The sequence below is a fragment of the Terriglobales bacterium genome (assembly GCA_035651655.1).
In the GTDB taxonomy this organism is placed as follows: Bacteria; Acidobacteriota; Terriglobia; order Terriglobales; family Acidobacteriaceae; genus DASRFG01.
Genome location: DASRFG010000015.1, coordinates 59,944 through 77,252 on the forward strand (window position 1 = coordinate 59,944; position 17,309 = coordinate 77,252).

General features: G+C 54.2%; 13 protein-coding genes. All 13 read right to left on the minus strand.

Annotated features, from left to right (window positions below):
* Window positions 1-8: 8 nt before the first annotated feature.
* The 13 genes from wecB (VFA76_06825) to VFA76_06885 all read right to left on the minus strand — a co-directional run bounded on the left by wecB (VFA76_06825) (window position 9) and on the right by VFA76_06885 (window position 17,262).
* Window positions 9-1,115: a UDP-N-acetylglucosamine 2-epimerase (non-hydrolyzing) gene (gene wecB / locus VFA76_06825; protein HZR31550.1), complete on the minus strand. Its 1,107-nt coding sequence runs from the start codon at window positions 1,113-1,115 to the stop codon at window positions 9-11.
* An 11-nt stretch (window positions 1,116-1,126) separates the two neighbouring features.
* A complete protein-coding gene (locus VFA76_06830) occupies window positions 1,127-2,311 on the minus strand; it encodes a DUF354 domain-containing protein (protein ID HZR31551.1) in 1,185 nt (394 codons plus the stop codon).
* Between the two features lie 7 nt (window positions 2,312-2,318).
* The gene (locus VFA76_06835) at window positions 2,319-3,821 is read right to left on the minus strand and encodes a hypothetical protein (protein ID HZR31552.1); all 1,503 of its coding nucleotides are present in this window, start codon (window positions 3,819-3,821) and stop codon (window positions 2,319-2,321) included.
* A gap of 18 nt (window positions 3,822-3,839) precedes the next feature.
* Window positions 3,840-5,219 (minus strand): hypothetical protein, encoded by a 1,380-nt coding sequence (locus VFA76_06840; GenBank protein ID HZR31553.1) that lies wholly within the window; start codon window positions 5,217-5,219, stop codon window positions 3,840-3,842.
* A 95-nt stretch (window positions 5,220-5,314) separates the two neighbouring features.
* Complete coding sequence (locus tag VFA76_06845; GenBank protein ID HZR31554.1) at window positions 5,315-6,685, minus strand: FAD-dependent oxidoreductase; 1,371 nt, start codon at window positions 6,683-6,685, stop codon at window positions 5,315-5,317.
* A 41-nt stretch (window positions 6,686-6,726) separates the two neighbouring features.
* Complete coding sequence (locus VFA76_06850; protein ID HZR31555.1) at window positions 6,727-7,755, minus strand: polysaccharide deacetylase family protein; 1,029 nt, start codon at window positions 7,753-7,755, stop codon at window positions 6,727-6,729.
* On the minus strand, window positions 7,706-9,100 hold the full coding sequence (locus VFA76_06855; protein ID HZR31556.1) for an NAD(P)/FAD-dependent oxidoreductase: 1,395 nt from the start codon (window positions 9,098-9,100) through the stop codon (window positions 7,706-7,708). The genes VFA76_06850 and VFA76_06855 overlap by 50 nt, the downstream gene beginning before the upstream one ends.
* Window positions 9,101-9,105: 5 nt before the next feature.
* Window positions 9,106-9,774, minus strand: a complete 669-nt coding sequence (locus VFA76_06860) for an acyltransferase (protein HZR31557.1) — start codon at window positions 9,772-9,774, stop codon at window positions 9,106-9,108.
* Complete coding sequence (locus VFA76_06865; GenBank protein ID HZR31558.1) at window positions 9,771-10,835, minus strand: Gfo/Idh/MocA family oxidoreductase; 1,065 nt, start codon at window positions 10,833-10,835, stop codon at window positions 9,771-9,773. Before VFA76_06865 ends, VFA76_06860 begins: the two co-directional genes overlap by 4 nt.
* Complete coding sequence (locus VFA76_06870) at window positions 10,804-12,033, minus strand: DegT/DnrJ/EryC1/StrS family aminotransferase (GenBank protein ID HZR31559.1); 1,230 nt, start codon at window positions 12,031-12,033, stop codon at window positions 10,804-10,806. Before VFA76_06870 ends, VFA76_06865 begins: the two co-directional genes overlap by 32 nt.
* A 19-nt stretch (window positions 12,034-12,052) precedes the next feature.
* Complete coding sequence (locus VFA76_06875; GenBank protein HZR31560.1) at window positions 12,053-13,795, minus strand: glycosyltransferase; 1,743 nt, start codon at window positions 13,793-13,795, stop codon at window positions 12,053-12,055.
* Window positions 13,792-14,946, minus strand: coding sequence for a UDP-N-acetylglucosamine 2-epimerase (non-hydrolyzing) (gene wecB, locus VFA76_06880; GenBank protein ID HZR31561.1), 1,155 nt, complete (start codon window positions 14,944-14,946; stop codon window positions 13,792-13,794). Before wecB (VFA76_06880) ends, VFA76_06875 begins: the two co-directional genes overlap by 4 nt.
* 102 nt (window positions 14,947-15,048) lie before the next feature.
* Window positions 15,049-17,262 carry a bi-domain-containing oxidoreductase gene (locus tag VFA76_06885; GenBank protein HZR31562.1) on the minus strand — a complete coding sequence of 738 codons (2,214 nt, stop codon included), beginning with the start codon at window positions 17,260-17,262 and terminating at the stop codon, window positions 15,049-15,051.
* Window positions 17,263-17,309: the final 47 nt, after the last annotated feature.

The window sequence follows — 17,309 nt, forward strand, 5'->3', positions numbered from 1 at the left end:
CTTGTCCCTTATTGCATAACACGAATTGACTTCTCTAATTCTACTGCAGGTCGTTGATTTTTAAGAAGGATATCCGCAATCCGTTCGCTGGCCCGGCCATCCCATAGCGGCGGTACGGACCCTTGCTTTGCTCTGCCATCAACAATCTTTGAAAGTTCGGCGCGAAGCTTCGACATATCGTGACCTATAAGCACGTTTGTTCCTAATGTCACCGTAACCGGCCGCTCAGTGTTATTTCGGAGAGTCAGGCAGGGCACCTGCAAATAAGTGGTCTCCTCCTGTATGCCTCCCGAGTCCGTGATCACGACCGACGCATGCTGTTGCAAGGCCAGAAACTGAATATAGGGCAAAGGATCGAGGAGCCGCAGCTGGTCAACATTCAGCCCGAACTCACTTATGCGCTGTCGGGTGCGCGGGTGAACAGGGAAAACAATTGCGAACTCGTCGTTAACCGCCAGCAGCGACTGCAGTATCTGTTTGAGAACATGGGAATCGTCTACATTCGAAGGCCGGTGCAGGGTAACCAATGCATAACGGTCAGGATACCCATTCTTCCCATGCCGAGCTGCTGCCGGCAGGAGATGGATGAGGGAATCGATCATAACGTTTCCCACACGGTAAATTTTGTCCGGAGAGATACCTTCATGGAGCAGATTAGTGTCGGCGTCTTCCGAGGGAGTAAATAAGAGGTCGGCAAGCTGGTCGGTGACCAGACGATTGATTTCCTCCGGCATGGTGCGATCGAAAGAACGCAGGCCAGCCTCTACGTGGCCTAACGGGATGAGCAACTTGGAGCAGACTAACGTGGCTGCCACAGTGGAATTGACGTCCCCATAGACCAACACAATGTCCGGTTTACGTTCCAGAACCACGTCTTCAAAGCGGCTCATGATCTCAGCCGTCTGCCGAGCATGACTGCCCGATCCAACTGCCAGATTCACATCTGGGGCAGGGATATTTAGTTGCTGAAAGAAGACATCCGACATATTGGCATCATAGTGCTGGCCGGTATGCACCAGGGTCTGCTTAACTCCGCTCCGCGCTGCCAATGCGCGAAGAACCGGCGCCGCTTTCATAAAGTTCGGTCTAGCCCCAACAACATGAAGAATATGCATGCGAACCTGTCTTATTCCTCGATCGATAAAGTAGAAGAAACTGTAGGTTGTTCTAGATTCACCCGAGCAGGAATTTCGAGCCCCGAGTATTCACGGATGAAGCGTTCGATCTCAAGCGATACACATTCTCTGGTCAGAGAGGTAGCAGTCGAGGGAGTTTTCCGCTCCGGAGCTTTGCGGAACTGCAACTTCTCAATTTCTTCCTGCTGGTGAATCATTTTTAGCAGGCCCATCCGGGTCAAAGCCTCGTCAGCCGCTCCCAGTTTTCCGGCAAAGATGCTATAGGCGTTAAGTCCTAGCAGAGCGGCTTCACGTACCATGGTGCCGCCGCCACTGAAGATCGCGTCCGAATGCCACATTAAACTCAACCCATCGACCGCTTCGCTCGAAATGCGGAAGCGATCCGAAAGCGGGCCGTATTGTTTGCGCAACGCTATCGCTTGTTCCTCAGTGCGGGTAAGCGTGACAACCTGGATGTCGTTCTGCTGTTGCAATCGCTGCATCAGAGTATGAAGTAACTTCTCCGACTTCGGATCCTGATAATGCGCCCACGTAGAAGGAGGACGGAGGGTCACAATAATTCGTTTTGGATCGAGCTGTAACTGGGTAAGGATGTTAGGGTCTGGCTTGAAGTCGTAAATGTACACTTCCTCTTTAAACCCAGGATAGGTCACCAATTTGTTCAGCTTCAGACCCTGCTTTTGGAGACGCTGCACCGGAATCTGCTGTGGTACCAGGACGCGGGTAGAGACCATGTTAAAGAAGCGGCATGAGACAAACTCATAGTCATAGAGCGTCATGGTGGGAATGCGAAGAAGATATGCAGCCAGCGCCATTGCCCGTGAACCGTGACTAATTGCAACCGTGGGCTTCTGCTTTTGTACATACCTGGCCAACTGCCCCGCCCTTTCCGCGGTTGCGCCCACTCGAGTCACAAAATGACGTGGCGTACGATGCTTGCCGATGGTTACAAAATCGAGCCCATACCAACGGGCCAGCTCTTCTGTCTGTGAGAATGAGCGGACGGTAATAAAGTGCGGTATGCCTTCGCGCTCCAGCTTACGAATGATGGGAGCGAAGAATTGCACGTGCGGCGAATTGTCTAAATCTATCCAAACGTTCATGGTTGTTCCAGGAAATCCCTCGGCGTGAGCGAGTTTGTGAGTGTTGGAATTGGGATACTGGTATGGAACCATTTACTGTTCATTGGTTTCTGTGGTCCGGTGACTGCACTGGTGTTTCTTGTTCTCCGTTCATAGAGCGTTGGCAAACTTCATCAGAGTTGGTGCGGCAGCGAGAGACTTCATAAAGAGGCCTTCCCTGCACTGCCCGAAAATACTGCGACGGCAACGGCTCCTTCTGCTCCCAGGCAACCATGCTGTTCTGCGGTAACGCACGCACTCGAAACTGCTTGGTTGACGGCTCATAGTTGCCAAAACTGAAACAATGTCCGATGCAAGCACGATCCAAGATCATGCTGATATCGGTCCCTTCCACCGCGGGATAGTAGAACTTCCCAATCACTCTTTCTCCCGCCGGCAGTTGGCGGACGGTTGCCTCAACATTGGATTCCAACCGGTTCATTGCGCCCGTGTCTCTATATGCCAGGCCAAAGAAAACCGCGGCGACCGCGATAAGTCCCCCCGCGTGCCAGCGCGCCGGCTTCACTTGAGCTAGCAACGCACAGCCCATAATCGCCGCTATCAGCGAAAACCTTTCAGTGACGTCCCCGTAGTCGGCATTGTATGAAGGGAGCCAGATCTCTCTCGGCAATAGAAAAGCGCCGACTGCGCAGAGAACGTACATTTGAAATGGCAAACCAAGTAAAGATTCGCGATATCCTTGGGCGCGGACAAGCCGAACGAACAATACTCCGGCTATCAGGAGGAAGGCGACAAATACAACGCGATAAGGCTTCCCGAAAAGACGCACCTGATCAATACCGGTTGCAAGCAGAATCTGGCGGACGGTCCAGTGCGACTGGAAGAGACGTACGACGGCCTCTCGTAAGCCTAGAAGAACTGCGATTCCCGCCAAGAACGGGATGGCTCGATGTTTGAGCGCTATGCCCCTATAGATAAGCGTATATAGCCAGGCAGAAAGCGTCCAAATCACAGGCAATGGCTGTGCCAGCCATGCCAAGGCGAGCAATGTTCCGGCCGCGGCGTAGTCCCAAGTCGTAGCCCGCCACAAAATCGCGAGTGCAAAGAATGATAAGCCAAGCGCAAGGTAGTAATTGAACAGCCCTTGGTGGAACACCGCCCCATACGCAAATACTGCAATGGCGGGAGTAATGAACCACGGTACGCGTCGAGTGATGGCGCAAACAGTTGCGAAGGCGCCCCAAAAGAAAATAAGAACGGAAGCTCCCACCGCGATCCGCTGAGCAGCCGAAAAGCCCACCACCGCAGAAAGCCAGGTCAAAACACTGTCGAAAAGTACGTTGGTCCACTGTTGGGTCAGCAAAAGACCAGGCGCGTTGCCTGACTTGATGAGAAGTGCCAGCCAAGCGTTGTAAGCATGGCTGCCCAGATCTCCAGCTTCAATTCTGGGATGCCAAAAGCACGGCACCAGCACGCCGAAGCTGATTGCGGCGATCGCCACGCCATGAGCGCGCACGAATTCCCCTGCGCGGGCGAGGCACGACACTGCGGTGCCTTCTCTGGCCTTTATCTCTCGATCAACGGTGATAATCGCAGTAGACATTAATAGTTGAGGGACTGCTCACCTCATCGTGACTAACGATTCGTGTTTTTGCTGAACCTCTGCCCTAGCATCAGCGTGCTCCGACGCCGAACGCGTGGGCTCGTGGTCTCTTAAACTACGGGGACGAAGACGGGCGAGTGCGCGGACGCTAAAAGCCTGGTCTATGCTAAACACGCCATATAAAGTCGCCATCGACGCCAATCCCAATAGGTATTGCCGTGCGGGTTGCACAACAATCAGTGGTACGGCGGCCACGGACAGCGCACTCCAGAATGCGATCTCGACTGCTCTCCCTTTTGGATAAAGGACAGCAGTCAGCAGTCCGAAATTCGCAAAGCCAAAAATCACCAGGACGACTACCCCGGTCTTCGCCATCAAACTGGCAAGTACCCATCCCGGGTGTTGACGCACAATACGAAATACTTCGGACCGCAGCGCCTGATCGTAGCCGGCACTCAAGTAGGCCGCCTGGGGCGCGATGGACCGTACTTTTGCTTTGCCGACCTCATCGCAAGTACCAGCTGGAAGATATGGACTGCTTACATAGCCGAGACCGATGTAAGCCAGGTGCCAAAACGTGTGCCGGTCAAAGTCGCTTGTCCGCTCTGCTTGAGCAGTCATCAAAAAGGAATCGCGGGATGACTTTAAGGTAAGAAATAGTTCTCGCGGAATTGTCACGGCAACAAGAAAGATTGCCAACACAACTAACCGTCTTGAGATGCGACCCTGAGGCCAAAAAAGAAGTATGCATGAAAGGAACATGACAGTTGGCAACGCCGCATTGCTTCTAATCAGCGAGGCCGTGCCGCAGAGCAGGCCGGCCAAGACAAACCATGTCACGAACCAGGTAACAGAAGACTGCTTTCTGATGAGCAGCAAGGCCCAAGGCACCAACAATAACGGTACAGCACATTCAAAGATGTAGACGTCGCCAACGTGATAAGCGAAAGAAAGTAGGAGCAATAAGGCAAACATCGCAACAAGTTTGCCGCCCCAACTCTGAAGACTTATCAGCAGTCCAACTCCCCCAACCGCTCCGGCAATAATTAAGGTGAACAGAAAAAAAGTTCGAATCGCTTGAGCCAGAGTTATGTGCAGAGAACGCGAGAGCGCAGGAATGAAATAATAAATTCCCAGATCATCGGTAAATCCTGCGGGGGTATACTGCCGTCCGTCGAAAGCAACCAGCGGTGTACCAGTTTTTTTAAACCCTTCGTTGGCCTGCGACAAATCCTCATACCTGCTTGGCATGATACCAACGCCAGCCGGAACAGAGGACGTGCCCAACGATGCACTTCGTTCAAGAATAACCGAGCAAGGCTGATCTACATGAGACACCGGAATCGTAGTTCCAGCTTCAGCTTGCAACGCTGGGGCTGCTAACAACGCGATCAGCAATGTGCAGACTCGCGGCAGAGTGATGTGACATGAGACGCTCTCTGCTGCGTACTGTTTTAGACTACGCGTCGAGTTGGACACAGGAAACATGGCTCTTAGCTTGCTGCTACCGACGACTGGTCCACCCTTGCGTCTACTGGTCTATTTCGTAAGTCAGTCATAATCTGGGGTAACTTACGCAGGGTGCGCCAGTAGACATCTTCGGTCAACAGGTGTTCGAACTCACCATTGCGACCGATGCTGTATAGAAATTCGATTCCCGTACATTGCTGAAACTGTTTGCGAGCTTCTTCGTACTCGCTCAAGAAAACAGGGTATGCAATCGGTGTTCTCAGGGTCCGACAACCCAAGTAACGTTGGCGCGCGTCCTTGATTATGGGTGTAAGGGACTCCAGGCAGAATTCGCCGGCCTGGTCCTCGGTCATTGACCAGATCTGATCGCCAACTTCGCAACCAAGATCTACAGTGACCAGAGTCTTTCCCGCGGGCGCTAGCCAGGGCATGGAGATAGGGGTCTCCGTAAGCCGAAAGAACGGGAATTGCTGCTCGGGAGTCCACAGCACAGCATCCTTCAGAAGATTTCGTCCGAGAAATCTCATCATCACAAAGACCATGGGACGAAACTTAAATTGAGATAGATAGTCGAGTGCGCGAGTGCCCTGCAAAAGTTTGGGGAGCGCACTGCACGGGATAGTACTAATGACCGCTGAAACTTCCTGTTCCCGCCCTTTAACGCGAACGGCAACGGTTCGATTCTCCTTCACCACAATGGCTTCTACTGGGGTGTTCAGATGAATGTGAGATGACAGCTCCGATGCCATCCGCTCAGAGATCATCTTGAGGCCAAGTTCGGGATACACATGCCATACACGGATGCTTTCCGGTAGCTCTCGCCCGTATCCGATGGCCACGGCTTTATTCATGATCCTGCTCGCCGCCCTTAGCAAAAGAACGCGTAGGATCCCGACCGGAATCTTGTCTCCGACGGACGCGGCCAAATCCGAGGCTGGAGCACCTGACCATTCTTCCAGTAAAGGGATAGCGATTTCATCCGCCAATGCCTTGCCGTACATTCTCCGAAACCAATCAGCGGCGGTGTTCGACTTTCGTGGACCTGGGGAAATATGACTGATAAGAGCGCTAGTCAGGTAGCGCGGCGCCGTCATCAACCCCAACGGATAAGTGTAAGTACGACCCTTTATCAATACGCTCTCACCGTAGTAGCGCACATCACGGCAGTGCTCAGCGATGCCGACTTCCTTAGCCAGACGGTTAGTTATAAAATGCGCGCCCAAATCGTAAGTAAATCCTTCATCATCAGTGAAGCTGGTCGCCAATCCGCCTACATGGGGCCCGGCTTCATACAACTCAACCGGAATGCCTGACCGGCGCAGCTCGCGGGCGGCCGTCAGCCCTCCGATGCCCGTGCCGAGAATTGCTACCGGTGGTTGCTGTCTGAAATTCATTGGCAGTGTGACTGACCCATATCTATTGTCGTAAACGGCGATTACCGGTCCGCTTCTTGTGCCGCCATGGCAACCGATGTTGAATGAGGCGGTTCCTGAATCTTTTCTGGCGCTGGGCTGACCAAAAACGCCCCCGTCTGTCTGGCAACCAGATATGCGTGCTCCTGAAGACTGACTACCGAAAACATTTGGCAGTACAGGTCGAGAATTTTCTCGAGCATCTCCATCTTTCGGCCGCTCTCAATCTGCATACCGGGAAAATAGGACAATCCGATTGCATCATCGCTGCCCAGGAAGTCCAGCGGATGCAGTAGCAGCGAAGGCGACGTGCCCGTCAATCTGCACAGTTCCAAGGCAGCACGGAAGTAGCCGAAAGCCAGCGTCTTTGATAACTGACTCAAATACAAAATATAGCTGGCATGAATTGGCGTCCTCAGCAGCGGCATTGTGGTGACCGGAATCTCCACAATGTTCTTTTCCTTGCCCCAGCAATGCGCTTTTATAGGCCGGAAAACATCGCTAAAGGACCCAAACAGTTCCTTTCGTTCCTGTGCCGCTTTCTTATTAAGCGTGGTCGTCTTGAAGTAATAGGCACGCGCCAGAGGTCCTAAGAACGTGGGTAGAGTAGAGGCATCGTAGAGATACCCTCGACTCGCGAGTACCTGCATCATGGCGGGCGAATTACTGAAACCCGGGCCGCGAAACCCAATTGGTCTTTTTCCAGTTATCCACTCCACGCTGTCTGCGGTCCGGGAAATTTCCTCGTCAATCGAGGCTTCGGGGAAGTGATGCATCCACGGTTCGTGCGAAAAAGAATGATTCCCGATCTCGTGGCCGGCGGCAGCAATGGATTTCAGCGCCTCATGATTACGCTCTAAGGCCGCATCTTGGCCCACAACGAAGACGGTGATCTTCAACTGCCGGCTCGCGAGGAAATTCAGCACCCGCGGGCTCAATTTATCCAGATACGAGGGAAAGCCCTCCCAGCCAGGGTCTCCATGGGTCTTCATGTAAGACCACTTATTGTCTAGATCCAGCGAGAGGCTGGCTAAGGGCTTGTACTGCTTCATAATTGACACCATTCTTTGTGTGAGTTCGGCTTGAAGAAAGCGAGAGCAAGCATTCAGAGGCTTTCTCCGCCAACTGCAAGGTTTCGTTTACGTTCAAGGTACCGTTCAAAATGTGAGACGAATTAATCGCATGCAGGCCTGGAACCGATGTAGCAGTGGGAGGTAGACGCTCCGAATAGTTAATGGTCGGAATAGCGAGCACGTGGCGCACTCGCGAGACCCGGAAGCAAAGCAGATCACGCCGGTCGAAGTCAGGATACATGCGTTCCAGGGCCTGCAGAAATCTGGTTTGCAAAGCGTCATCCGTAAGGTCGAAATCCGGACTGTCAGAAGGTACGTATTTGGGAAGATATACAAGCGCATTGCCGGCGAAATGTTTGCGATCAACCAGCGCTGACATCTCAATGACGGCGGTAAAGGGGACCCAAGGTTCGACGATATTGGTCACATAGAAGTTAGCGAGTGGCTTCTTCAAGAGAAGTGAAGCGCAGATTACGCCCTGATATTTGATCCCGCGAAGAAGGTCCTTCTCGTGTTGAGTAAGATCGGGACAAAGCCTCGCGATGATGGGACCTGGGGTCGTAATGACAACCTGGTCAAAGAACTCCTCTTCCCCGCCCGATCGCTCGACTCTTAGCTGGCCTCCGGGGATCGCCTCAATTTGCCGAACCGACTGGCTCAACTGGATATGTACTCCGGCGTGCAACAGGGCTTCGGCAAAGCGATCCAGGATCCGCGCATATCCTCCCGGCACATAGCCGAACATTTCCTTCTTCATGCCCGATTGCCGAGCGGCATACATGCGAGCGATTGTGGCCCAGATAAATGCCGCAGACGCTTCCTTGTAGTTCTCCCCCAATTTCGCGCGAAGCAAGGGGGCCCAGATGGCCTCGACGGTCTTACGGCCGGACCAACGCTGCAGCCACTCAATAGCAGAAATCTTCTCCAACTTTTTCCAATTCTTTACTTTGGAAGCATAGAGAATGTTCGCGCCAAGCCGGAGCTTGTCAATGAACCTGAGCGGAGGGAACTGCAAAAACTCCAGCGTGTTCGACATGGAATACAGGTTGGAATCGACATAGAAGCCGGTGCGAGTCTGCTTCCATTGCATTTCATGTTCGAGTCCGAGCTCGCGGAGTAAGGACCGGGTGTAGCTGTCCGAGCCGAGCGTAACGTGGTAGTGCCGATCCCAAGTTACATCTCCTAAGTTCCACGCACTGGCTAATCCACCCAGGCTGGGGGCGGATTCCATCAACGTCACCGATTTGCCCTGCTGCGCGAGGCGAAGGGCCAGAGTCATGCCCAGGATCCCGCCGCCCACTACGCACCAGCGATGTGTCTTCATGGCTTTTAGAGTCGAGCGTAATCAGTCGGTGGAGTCCGCTCAATCACCACACCATCCACCAAGGCATATTCCAAACTGCATTCGGAACAGCGCATCTCTGCAATATCGGTAGGCAAGGTATTTCCAAACCGAACCAGAGGATTGCCGCACCTGCAGACCAACCCAACCGGTCTTGCCGGGTGTCCCACCACTAAATAGAAATCGCGGACTGACTTAGTGACCAGCGAGCCCATTCCTACCATGGCAAAACGGCCAATTGAGAGATCATTCCCAATAACGCAGCCTGCACCGATGGTTGCACCTTCCCGGACCAGAGTCGGCCGGGTGTGCTCATCAGGTTCGGAAGGTCGCAGCCTGGATAAGTCAGATGTAGTCGCACGAGGGAAACGATCATTGGTGAATACGGTCCGGGCGCTGATCATGACGCCGTCTTCTATCGTCACCCCGGCACACACGTACACAAAAGCATTAATTTTGACGCGATTACCAATGCGTGTGTACCCGGCAATGTAGGTTTTTTCACCGACAATGCACTGCTCGCCAATATGAGCCGGGGGGCGAATGTGGACGTTATCCCACACTCGAGTTCCCGCACCAATCTCCACGCCTTCTTCAACGATTGCGGTGGGATGGAGAAATACCTTCTCACCAGCGGCTACTACAGAAGGATTCACAGCGCAGCTCCCTTAACTCCCACCAACTCCTCAGCGAAATCATCCGTCAAGACCGGGGTCCACTGGCGACGATGCAGAGCGGTGTAGGCAGCGGCAATAACCTGCACTGACGCCAAGCTATCCTGGACGGTGATGGCGGAAGGGACCTCGCCTCGAAGGGTCAGGACAAAGTTATCCACCTGATTGCGGAACGCCTGTGATTTGCTGTAACCAGAACCGAACTTAAGCCAATTGGGAGAGGCAAAGTGACGGTATTTTGACTCTCGCCATCCCACCGAGACCATGCCCTGGGAGCCGTAAATGTCGATGTAGCTCTCCCGCTCCTTATTAATGGTCCAAGAGAGGTCACTAGTAGCGACTACTCCGCTTACACTCCGTGCCAGGATGTGGACCGTGTCCTCAACCGGAAGACCCTGAGTCCTCTTCCCTTCCAAGGCATGCACCTCGGCGAGAGGTCCTAAAAAGTACCGCATCATGTCCACGGAGTGCGTGCCGTTATCAATCAGCACTCCCCCGCCGCTGATCTGCGGCATGGAATTCCAGCGAGATGACATGTCCACTTGCGAGGTAAAGCTATTTTCGAATAACACCACATCGCCGATAATTCCGGAGGTGACCAAACTTTTCGCGCGGACTACGTCATCCACATGACGAAATTTGGAGGCCATAATCAGTTGTGTGCCCGCCGACCGCGCGGTTTCCATCATGCTTCTGGCGCTTTCGACGTCAATGCTCAGGGGCTTTTCACAAAGAACATGAACGCCGCGCGTAAGGAAGTAGGTGGATATCTCGGGATGGGTGACCGGTGGAGTGCAGACGATCACGGCGTCCAGGTCAACCGCTTCCGCCATGCTTTCGTAGGAGTCGAAGCTGGCGCATTTCAGTCCTTCCGCCATGTCGCGCGCGGCCTCGGGCCGCAGGTCGGCAACGGCGACGAGGGACGCTCTGCTGTAACCGGCAAAAGCTTGAGCGTAGGCTTGCCCAACGTAGCCCGAGCCCACCAGCCCGATCTTTAGTTTTTCCGAGCCGTTACCGGCCGCGTAATTCTGCAACTGAGTCATGAATGCTCCCTGCAATGTAGTCAACGTGTTCGTCTGTGTAGTTTTCGTTCCAGGGTAAAACCAACAGGCTGCGCAAAGCTTCAAAGGTTTGAGGAAAGTGCGCAGGGTCGTAATCCACGGCCTCGGGGCGGGCGAGCGAAAACGGGAACTGGCTGACCCCAAAGGTTCGCCGTTGTTGAAATACCTCGCACATGAATGCCGGCTTTTGAATGTAACGCGGGCTGGAAGAAATTCCTTTTGCCTTGAGACTCTTTCCTAACCCTACCGCACCGTCAGGTATTACACGGTCGTCCACTCGCAAGCAGTACTTCCAATAGGTGTGAACACTCGCCGGGTGGACCCAAGGTACCTCGATTCCAGACAGGCCCCGCAGTTTGTCGCTTAGTTTGGAAGCAGCTGCCATCCGCTTATTGGCCACTCCCACAAGTTTGGGCAACTGCGCCACAGCGACCGCGCCTTGCAGTTCGCTCATGCGATAGTTCAATGCCAGGAAGTAGTGGTCGGGCTGAGGATCACCGTAGCCCCACGCCTTATTAATAAAAAGGAACATGCGCCGAGCCAAAGCGTCATTATTGGTACATACCAGGCCGCCCTCGCCGGTCGTGATGTGCTTGCCTTGCTGCAGGCTAAAACAACCAACAGCACCGAACGAGCCCACAGCACGACCGTTGTGCTGCGCCTGGAAAGCTTGCGCGCAGTCCTCGATCACTGGCAGCTTGTGGCGCTCCGCCAACTCCATGATCTCGCCCATTTCACAAGGGTTCCCAAACAGGTGGGTGACCACAATCGCGCGTGTGCGATTACTTATGCAGCGGCTAATACTCGCAGCCGTAACGTTGCAAGTACGAGGATCAACTTCCGCAAAGACCGGGATGCCTCCCTGGTAAAGAATGGGGGAGAGCGCACCCATGTCGGTGATCGGACTGGTAATGACCTCGTCGCCGGGGTTGGGGTCTAGCGCCGCAATCGCGGTATGGACCGCGGCGGTGCCGGAGGCGCATGCGTAGACGTGCTTAACTCCCAGAAGTGCGGCAAAGCGCTCCTCCAAAGTTCTGACCCAAGTGCCCTTGGTGCTGGTCAAGGTCCCACTACGGATCACCTCGACTAGGGCTTCGATTTCTTCCTGACCTAGCGTTCGGCCTGAGGCATCCTGGTCAGACGGCAGGACGACGCGTTCCAATGCATGTGCTAATCCCATCCTGGTTGTTCCTTCCTACCTAGAGATTTGGATCGGGAGCTTTTGAAGTGCTGGTTACTATGGCTTTTTCCCAGTTGGAGGGCCTGGAGCGAGGGGAGGACAATCTGGCCCACATGAGACGTCCAAGTACCCTAAGATGTCCCATAACCGTGATTGCCACTTTCATCTTGGAATGACCGAGCAATCGCACCTCCAAAGTAGTCGGACATTCCACGATTTTGGAGCCTCGAAGATCAAGCACTCCAAGCATTTCCGCCACCCCAAGGAAACCGGTTTCCCTCAGTTTCAGGTTGGCAACTGCACTTTTTCGGTACACCCGGAAAGAACTGGTGTAGGTGGCAATATTCTGGCGCAGCACCAGCCGGTAAAGATGAGACGCGGTTTTGGAGAGCAGTAGACGCCATCCTGGCACATTTAAGACGTGGCCGCGGCTGTGATATGGAGACCCGGTAACCAGGTCCACTTCGTCCGTTAGTAAAGGGATGAGGTGGCGTAAATCGTGAGGATCGTAGGTGCAATCACAGTCAATTGAGCACACGATTTCAGTTTTGGCGTGACGAATACCATTGAGAATTGCACCGGCCACGCCAAGATTGCGCTCTTGTCGAACGAGTGTGCAGTCAGTCCAGCCACCAAAGATCCGCTGCATCACGGTCCAGGTCTCGTCGGTGCTTCCATCGTCAACCAGAATAAAGTTCAGCTGGTATTCCTGCCCGAGACTCTTACGTACACTGCCAAGGGTGTTAGCAAGATAAGGAAGCGTGGGCTTTTCGTTGAAACAGGGCACCACGATCGTGACTGGCTTCTTCGGCGCCGCTGTTGATTGCAGATCTGGCACATGGACTTGACGATCGCTTGATGACCCGGGTACTGAGTTTTCTACACACGCGATTCCCTGGCCATCCTGCGGATTAATTCCCAAATGCTCAGCGATACTTCCAAATCTGTAGGTGGAGAGATATTCTTCCAGGATGCTGCGCATCTTGCCGAGATTTCGGTACGCGCGAATTTTTGCCAGAGTGGGCGCCGAATGTATTTTAGGCTGATCAGGATCGAGGTCCCACACATGAAAATAGAGCACGAAAGGTGAGCTGTAACTGCGATCCCAATACTCTACCTTGCTTTTAACCCAGCTATGCGGCAGTTGCCGAAAGTAGTTTCCACCAGCAATCGGCACCATGTAACCCATGTAGTTCCAGGTGGAGAACGGAAACTCCCATATCTGGTTTGTACCCGCCTGATGGCGATGCGCGAAGCGACGCCATGGCTGGTCTTTGAAAGACCGAAACATGGGCATGATGCTCGAGTCATAGACATAACCACGCTGAGCGAGCACATCCAGTACCCACAGGTCGCTTGGTTTGAACAGAGGGCGTGCCAGGCGATATCCGAGGACTGAGCTGCCAGTGGCACGAATTAAAGCTTCTTCTGAGCGCGACAGATCATCCTCAAACTCCTGCCGTGTCATCTCATGGATGGTTCGATGGTAGTAGCCAAGATTGGCAACCTCGTGCCCACGGTTCACCACTTCCTTAACCAGGTCTGGTTGGGTATCGGCGATCCATCCCATCACAAAGAAGGTAGCTTTGGCCCCCACCTGGTCGAGCAAGGAGAGGGTGTTCAGTGTATTTTGCTCGATGCGGGTCTCGAAACGATACCAGCGCTCTTGCTGCACCACGCCCTTTAATGCCCCGGAATGAAAGTAGTCATCCAGGCCAATTGTGAGGAGATGCCGTCTCTGCTGAGAACTGCTATTGGTCATTCAGATTTACCTGCAGCAACCGTATTTTTAAGGGCGACACCAAGTGACTTCGCGATCGCCCTGACGATCCTCACCCCACTGTCTCCATTTCCGAATGGATTCTCTACCTGACGGCCTCGGTTTCCGTTGGCTCCGTTTCGGTAGGTCTCTTCCAGGGCCGCGCTCAGCCTCTCAGCCCCACCTGGTACCAGGCGAGCCAGGCCAGTGCGCAATACTTCAGTGCGTTCTGTGTTGTCACGCACGATCAACAAAGGTATGCCCAAGCTGGGTGCTTCTTCTTGAATTCCCCCGGAGTCAGAAACGATGAGCCAGCTATTCGACATCACGGAGATAAAGTCCTGGTAGTTGAGCGGTGCTACCAGGAAAACTCGGTTGCAGTCCCGTAATACCTCATCCGCTACAGTGCGCACTTCGGGGTTGGGATGGACGGGGAAGATTACGGCAATATCCTCATGAGCTTCGGCAAATCGGCGAAGAGACCGCAGGTTGTCGGCAATGCGCTCGCCAAAAGACTCACGGCGGTGGAGCGTGACTACCAGCCGTTTCTTGCCGGCGGTTGTATTCAGCAACTGCTCGGCATGTGCACTCAGCCCCCGTTTGAGAATTGTGTGGAGCGCATCCACCACCGGATTGCCGGTTACAACAATTGAATCCGCGGGCACTCCTTCGCCCAGAAGAGTCGCTTGATTTCCCTGCGTCGCTGCAAAATGCAACGTTGCGACCTGGCTGACCAATCGGCGATTCATTTCTTCCGGATAAGGGTTGTTAATGTCTCCCGAGCGCAGGCCTGCCTCCACATGACCCACGGGAATCCCCCGGTAAAAGCCGGCTAGCGCGCCACCCAGCGTAGTGCTGGTGTCACCTTGCACCAGGATCATGTCCGGTTGGTGTTGCTCCAGGAGCGCATCCACCAGCATCAGGACGCGCGCGCAAACCTGAGAAGGGGTCTGCGCCGACTGCATGATTCGCAGATCATCATCCACTCGGATGCCAAACATCTCGACGAACGGATACAACAAGTCCGAATGCTGCCCTGATGCAACATTTATCACCTGGAACGAGTCGGGCCATTTCTGCAATTCATGAATGACCGGGGCCAGCTTGATGACCTCCGGCCGCGTACCAAAAAGCACCAGAATTTTCTTCTTCACTGCGCGGTTTGGTGTTGCGGCGCCCGGAAATATGCGGCGCCCAGCTTGTGTAAGGTTTTGAACAGCTGTCATGGCGAATGAAAGGACTACGTTATGGACTTCTCAGACCGAGGCGGCACACTCGGGAACCAGCGGAGTTGAGCTCTCAGATTGCAGGGACCGAGTTCGTCTGGTTTCAACCTGTTGCCCTGTACTAATGGCTTCGACAATCGCAAACGTGGCGTCGGTGACTTCGAGCAATTCTGTAAACCCAATCGGCGACTCCGTTCCGTCACGCATGGCCGCGATCGTGAGGTCGAGCTCCTGATCATGACCTTTGTCGCGCTTTGCTTTCCGAACGGATGTCTTGCCATTGCGGGCCAATTCCAAGGTTTCAAAATCGTTCAGCCGAGCGATGCGGCCTTCGCAGAACACTTCGAAGTGCTCCTTGGCAACCGAACTGTCGCCGTTGGCCAGATAAAGAAGATTAGCGATCGACCCATCCGCAAAGGTGAGCGTGGCTGCAACATTATCGCGGTTATAGCGGTGGCTGTCCGGTATTGCCTGGGCGCTGACCTTTTCGATAGGAGAACCGATTACGGAACGGGCCCAGTCCACGAAGTGGCACATCTCTCCGATGATGCGGCCACCTTGATCTGCATGCTGGATCCAGCTTTGAGGAGCAATATACCCAGCGTTGATTCTGGCATGGACGACCATGGGCTCGCGTCGTCCTGCGAAGAAGTCACGCAATTGCTTCGTCAAAGGCGCGAAGCGCCGATTAAAGCCAACCATAACAAACGGAGAACGGCCTTGTTGCCGTTGAGCTTCGTACGTGTTCTGGATGGCGTCGAGCTCCTCGCGATTAATTGCCAACGGCTTTTCCACGAACACCTGTTTGTTATTGGCGAGTGAGTCCACAACATAGCCGGCATGGCTCGAGTGATGGGACGCAATGAACACCGCATCGAGATCCGGGGCCTGCAACAGCTGTGCGGGTGTCTGGGCATTCGCAAATCCGAATGATTTGCGTGCCGATTCCGCAGCCACACCGGAAGCGGTCGCAACCGAGCCCAGCGTCACACCTTGATTCTTTTGCAGTCGTGGAAAAATGATGTTCCGGGCAAAACTGCCCGCACCAATACATCCCACTCTGAGCTGGCCCTCGATCCTGGATCTGGTCTGGTGGACTGGAATTTCGGTCCGCGCAACGCTCTCACTCGAGGCGGGGTATTGAATCAGGACTGTGTAGGCACCGCCGCGCCGCAACTCGGCATAAGCATCGCCACCCTGCTCCACTGGAAATCGCCGCGCGACCAAGGCATCAAGTTTGAGTTTGCCGGCGGCGAGCAACTGTAAGAATGCTTCCATGTTGCGCCGCTCCGTCCAACGTACATAGCCGATAGGATAATCAATGCCATCCTCTTCGTAAGAAGGGTCATAGCGGCCCGGACCATAGGAGCGCGACAGGGTAATGGAGAGTTCCTTGTTGTAAACGTTCTCGCGAGACACGCCCAGACCGACCGCGCCAACCACTACAATCCGTCCGCGGTCGCGGCACACACGTGCGGCCAATTCGGTGGGGTCTGCGGAAGGCGCGGCAGCGGTGATAATCGCGGCATCAGCGCCATATTTGGTAAATTGTTTTACCAGTTCGCCCGCATCTTTATCGGCGGCTGACAGGGCCAGATCCGCGCCCATCTCGCGAGCGTGCTGTATCCGCTTTTCGTCCAGATCGAACGCAATCACCCGGCATCCCGCGGCCTTAACCAGCTGCATGGTAAGGACACCTACCAGCCCGGCTCCTATGACGGCGACGGTCTCGCCAAATGTCAGCTGGCTCTGGCGCACTCCCTGCATCGCGATCGCGCCAATCGTAGTAAGGGACGCAGCATCCAGCGAGACTGTGTCCGGGATGCGCACCGCAAGGTTGCGAGGAACAAAGTTAATTTCGCTATGGTTGGCATAGCCGCCGCCCCCGCAAGCGACACGATCACCGACACGGAACTCTTTTTCGTCTGCATTTACCGCGATCACCGTGCCGGCGCAGCTGTAACCCAGAGGAGACAAGGTGTCGAGACGGTTTTGGACCCTCTGATAAGCAGCGCGAATGCCTTCTTTCAAGGCATAATCAATTACCTGCTTGGTGAGGTCGGGGCGTGCCAACGCCTTACCTAGCAAGGATTTCTCACCGCTTTCGATCTTCGCCCGCTCGGTTCCGGCACTGATGGCGGAAAAGGCTGTACGAATCAAAATTCCGCCTGGTCGAAGTTCTGGTTCAGGAATGTTGTGGCTGCTAACCTGGCCGGACCGCAAATCTTCTAAGAGAGCTTTCATCTTTTCGACTCGTCCTTTTCCCGGGATATCTTCTCTTCGTTTATACG

Bases quoted from the DNA above. Each gene is read 5' to 3' on its own strand.
- VFA76_06870 (HZR31559.1), bottom strand. From the start codon at position 12,033: ATGGGATTAGCACATGCATTGGAACGCGTCGTCCTGCCGTCTGACCAG.
- VFA76_06875 (HZR31560.1), bottom strand. From the start codon at position 13,795: ATGACCAATAGCAGTTCTCAGCAGAGACGGCATCTCCTCACAATTGGC.
- VFA76_06845 (HZR31554.1), bottom strand. From the start codon at position 6,685: ATGAATTTCAGACAGCAACCACCGGTAGCAATTCTCGGCACGGGCATC.
- VFA76_06855 (HZR31556.1), bottom strand. From the start codon at position 9,100: ATGAAGACACATCGCTGGTGCGTAGTGGGCGGCGGGATCCTGGGCATG.
- VFA76_06865 (HZR31558.1), bottom strand. From the start codon at position 10,835: ATGACTCAGTTGCAGAATTACGCGGCCGGTAACGGCTCGGAAAAACTA.
- VFA76_06835 (HZR31552.1), bottom strand. From the start codon at position 3,821: ATGTCTACTGCGATTATCACCGTTGATCGAGAGATAAAGGCCAGAGAA.
- VFA76_06830 (HZR31551.1), bottom strand. From the start codon at position 2,311: ATGGTTCCATACCAGTATCCCAATTCCAACACTCACAAACTCGCTCAC.
- VFA76_06850 (HZR31555.1), bottom strand. From the start codon at position 7,755: ATGAAGCAGTACAAGCCCTTAGCCAGCCTCTCGCTGGATCTAGACAAT.
- wecB (HZR31550.1), bottom strand. From the start codon at position 1,115: ATGCATATTCTTCATGTTGTTGGGGCTAGACCGAACTTTATGAAAGCG.
- VFA76_06885 (HZR31562.1), bottom strand. From the start codon at position 17,262: ATGAAAGCTCTCTTAGAAGATTTGCGGTCCGGCCAGGTTAGCAGCCAC.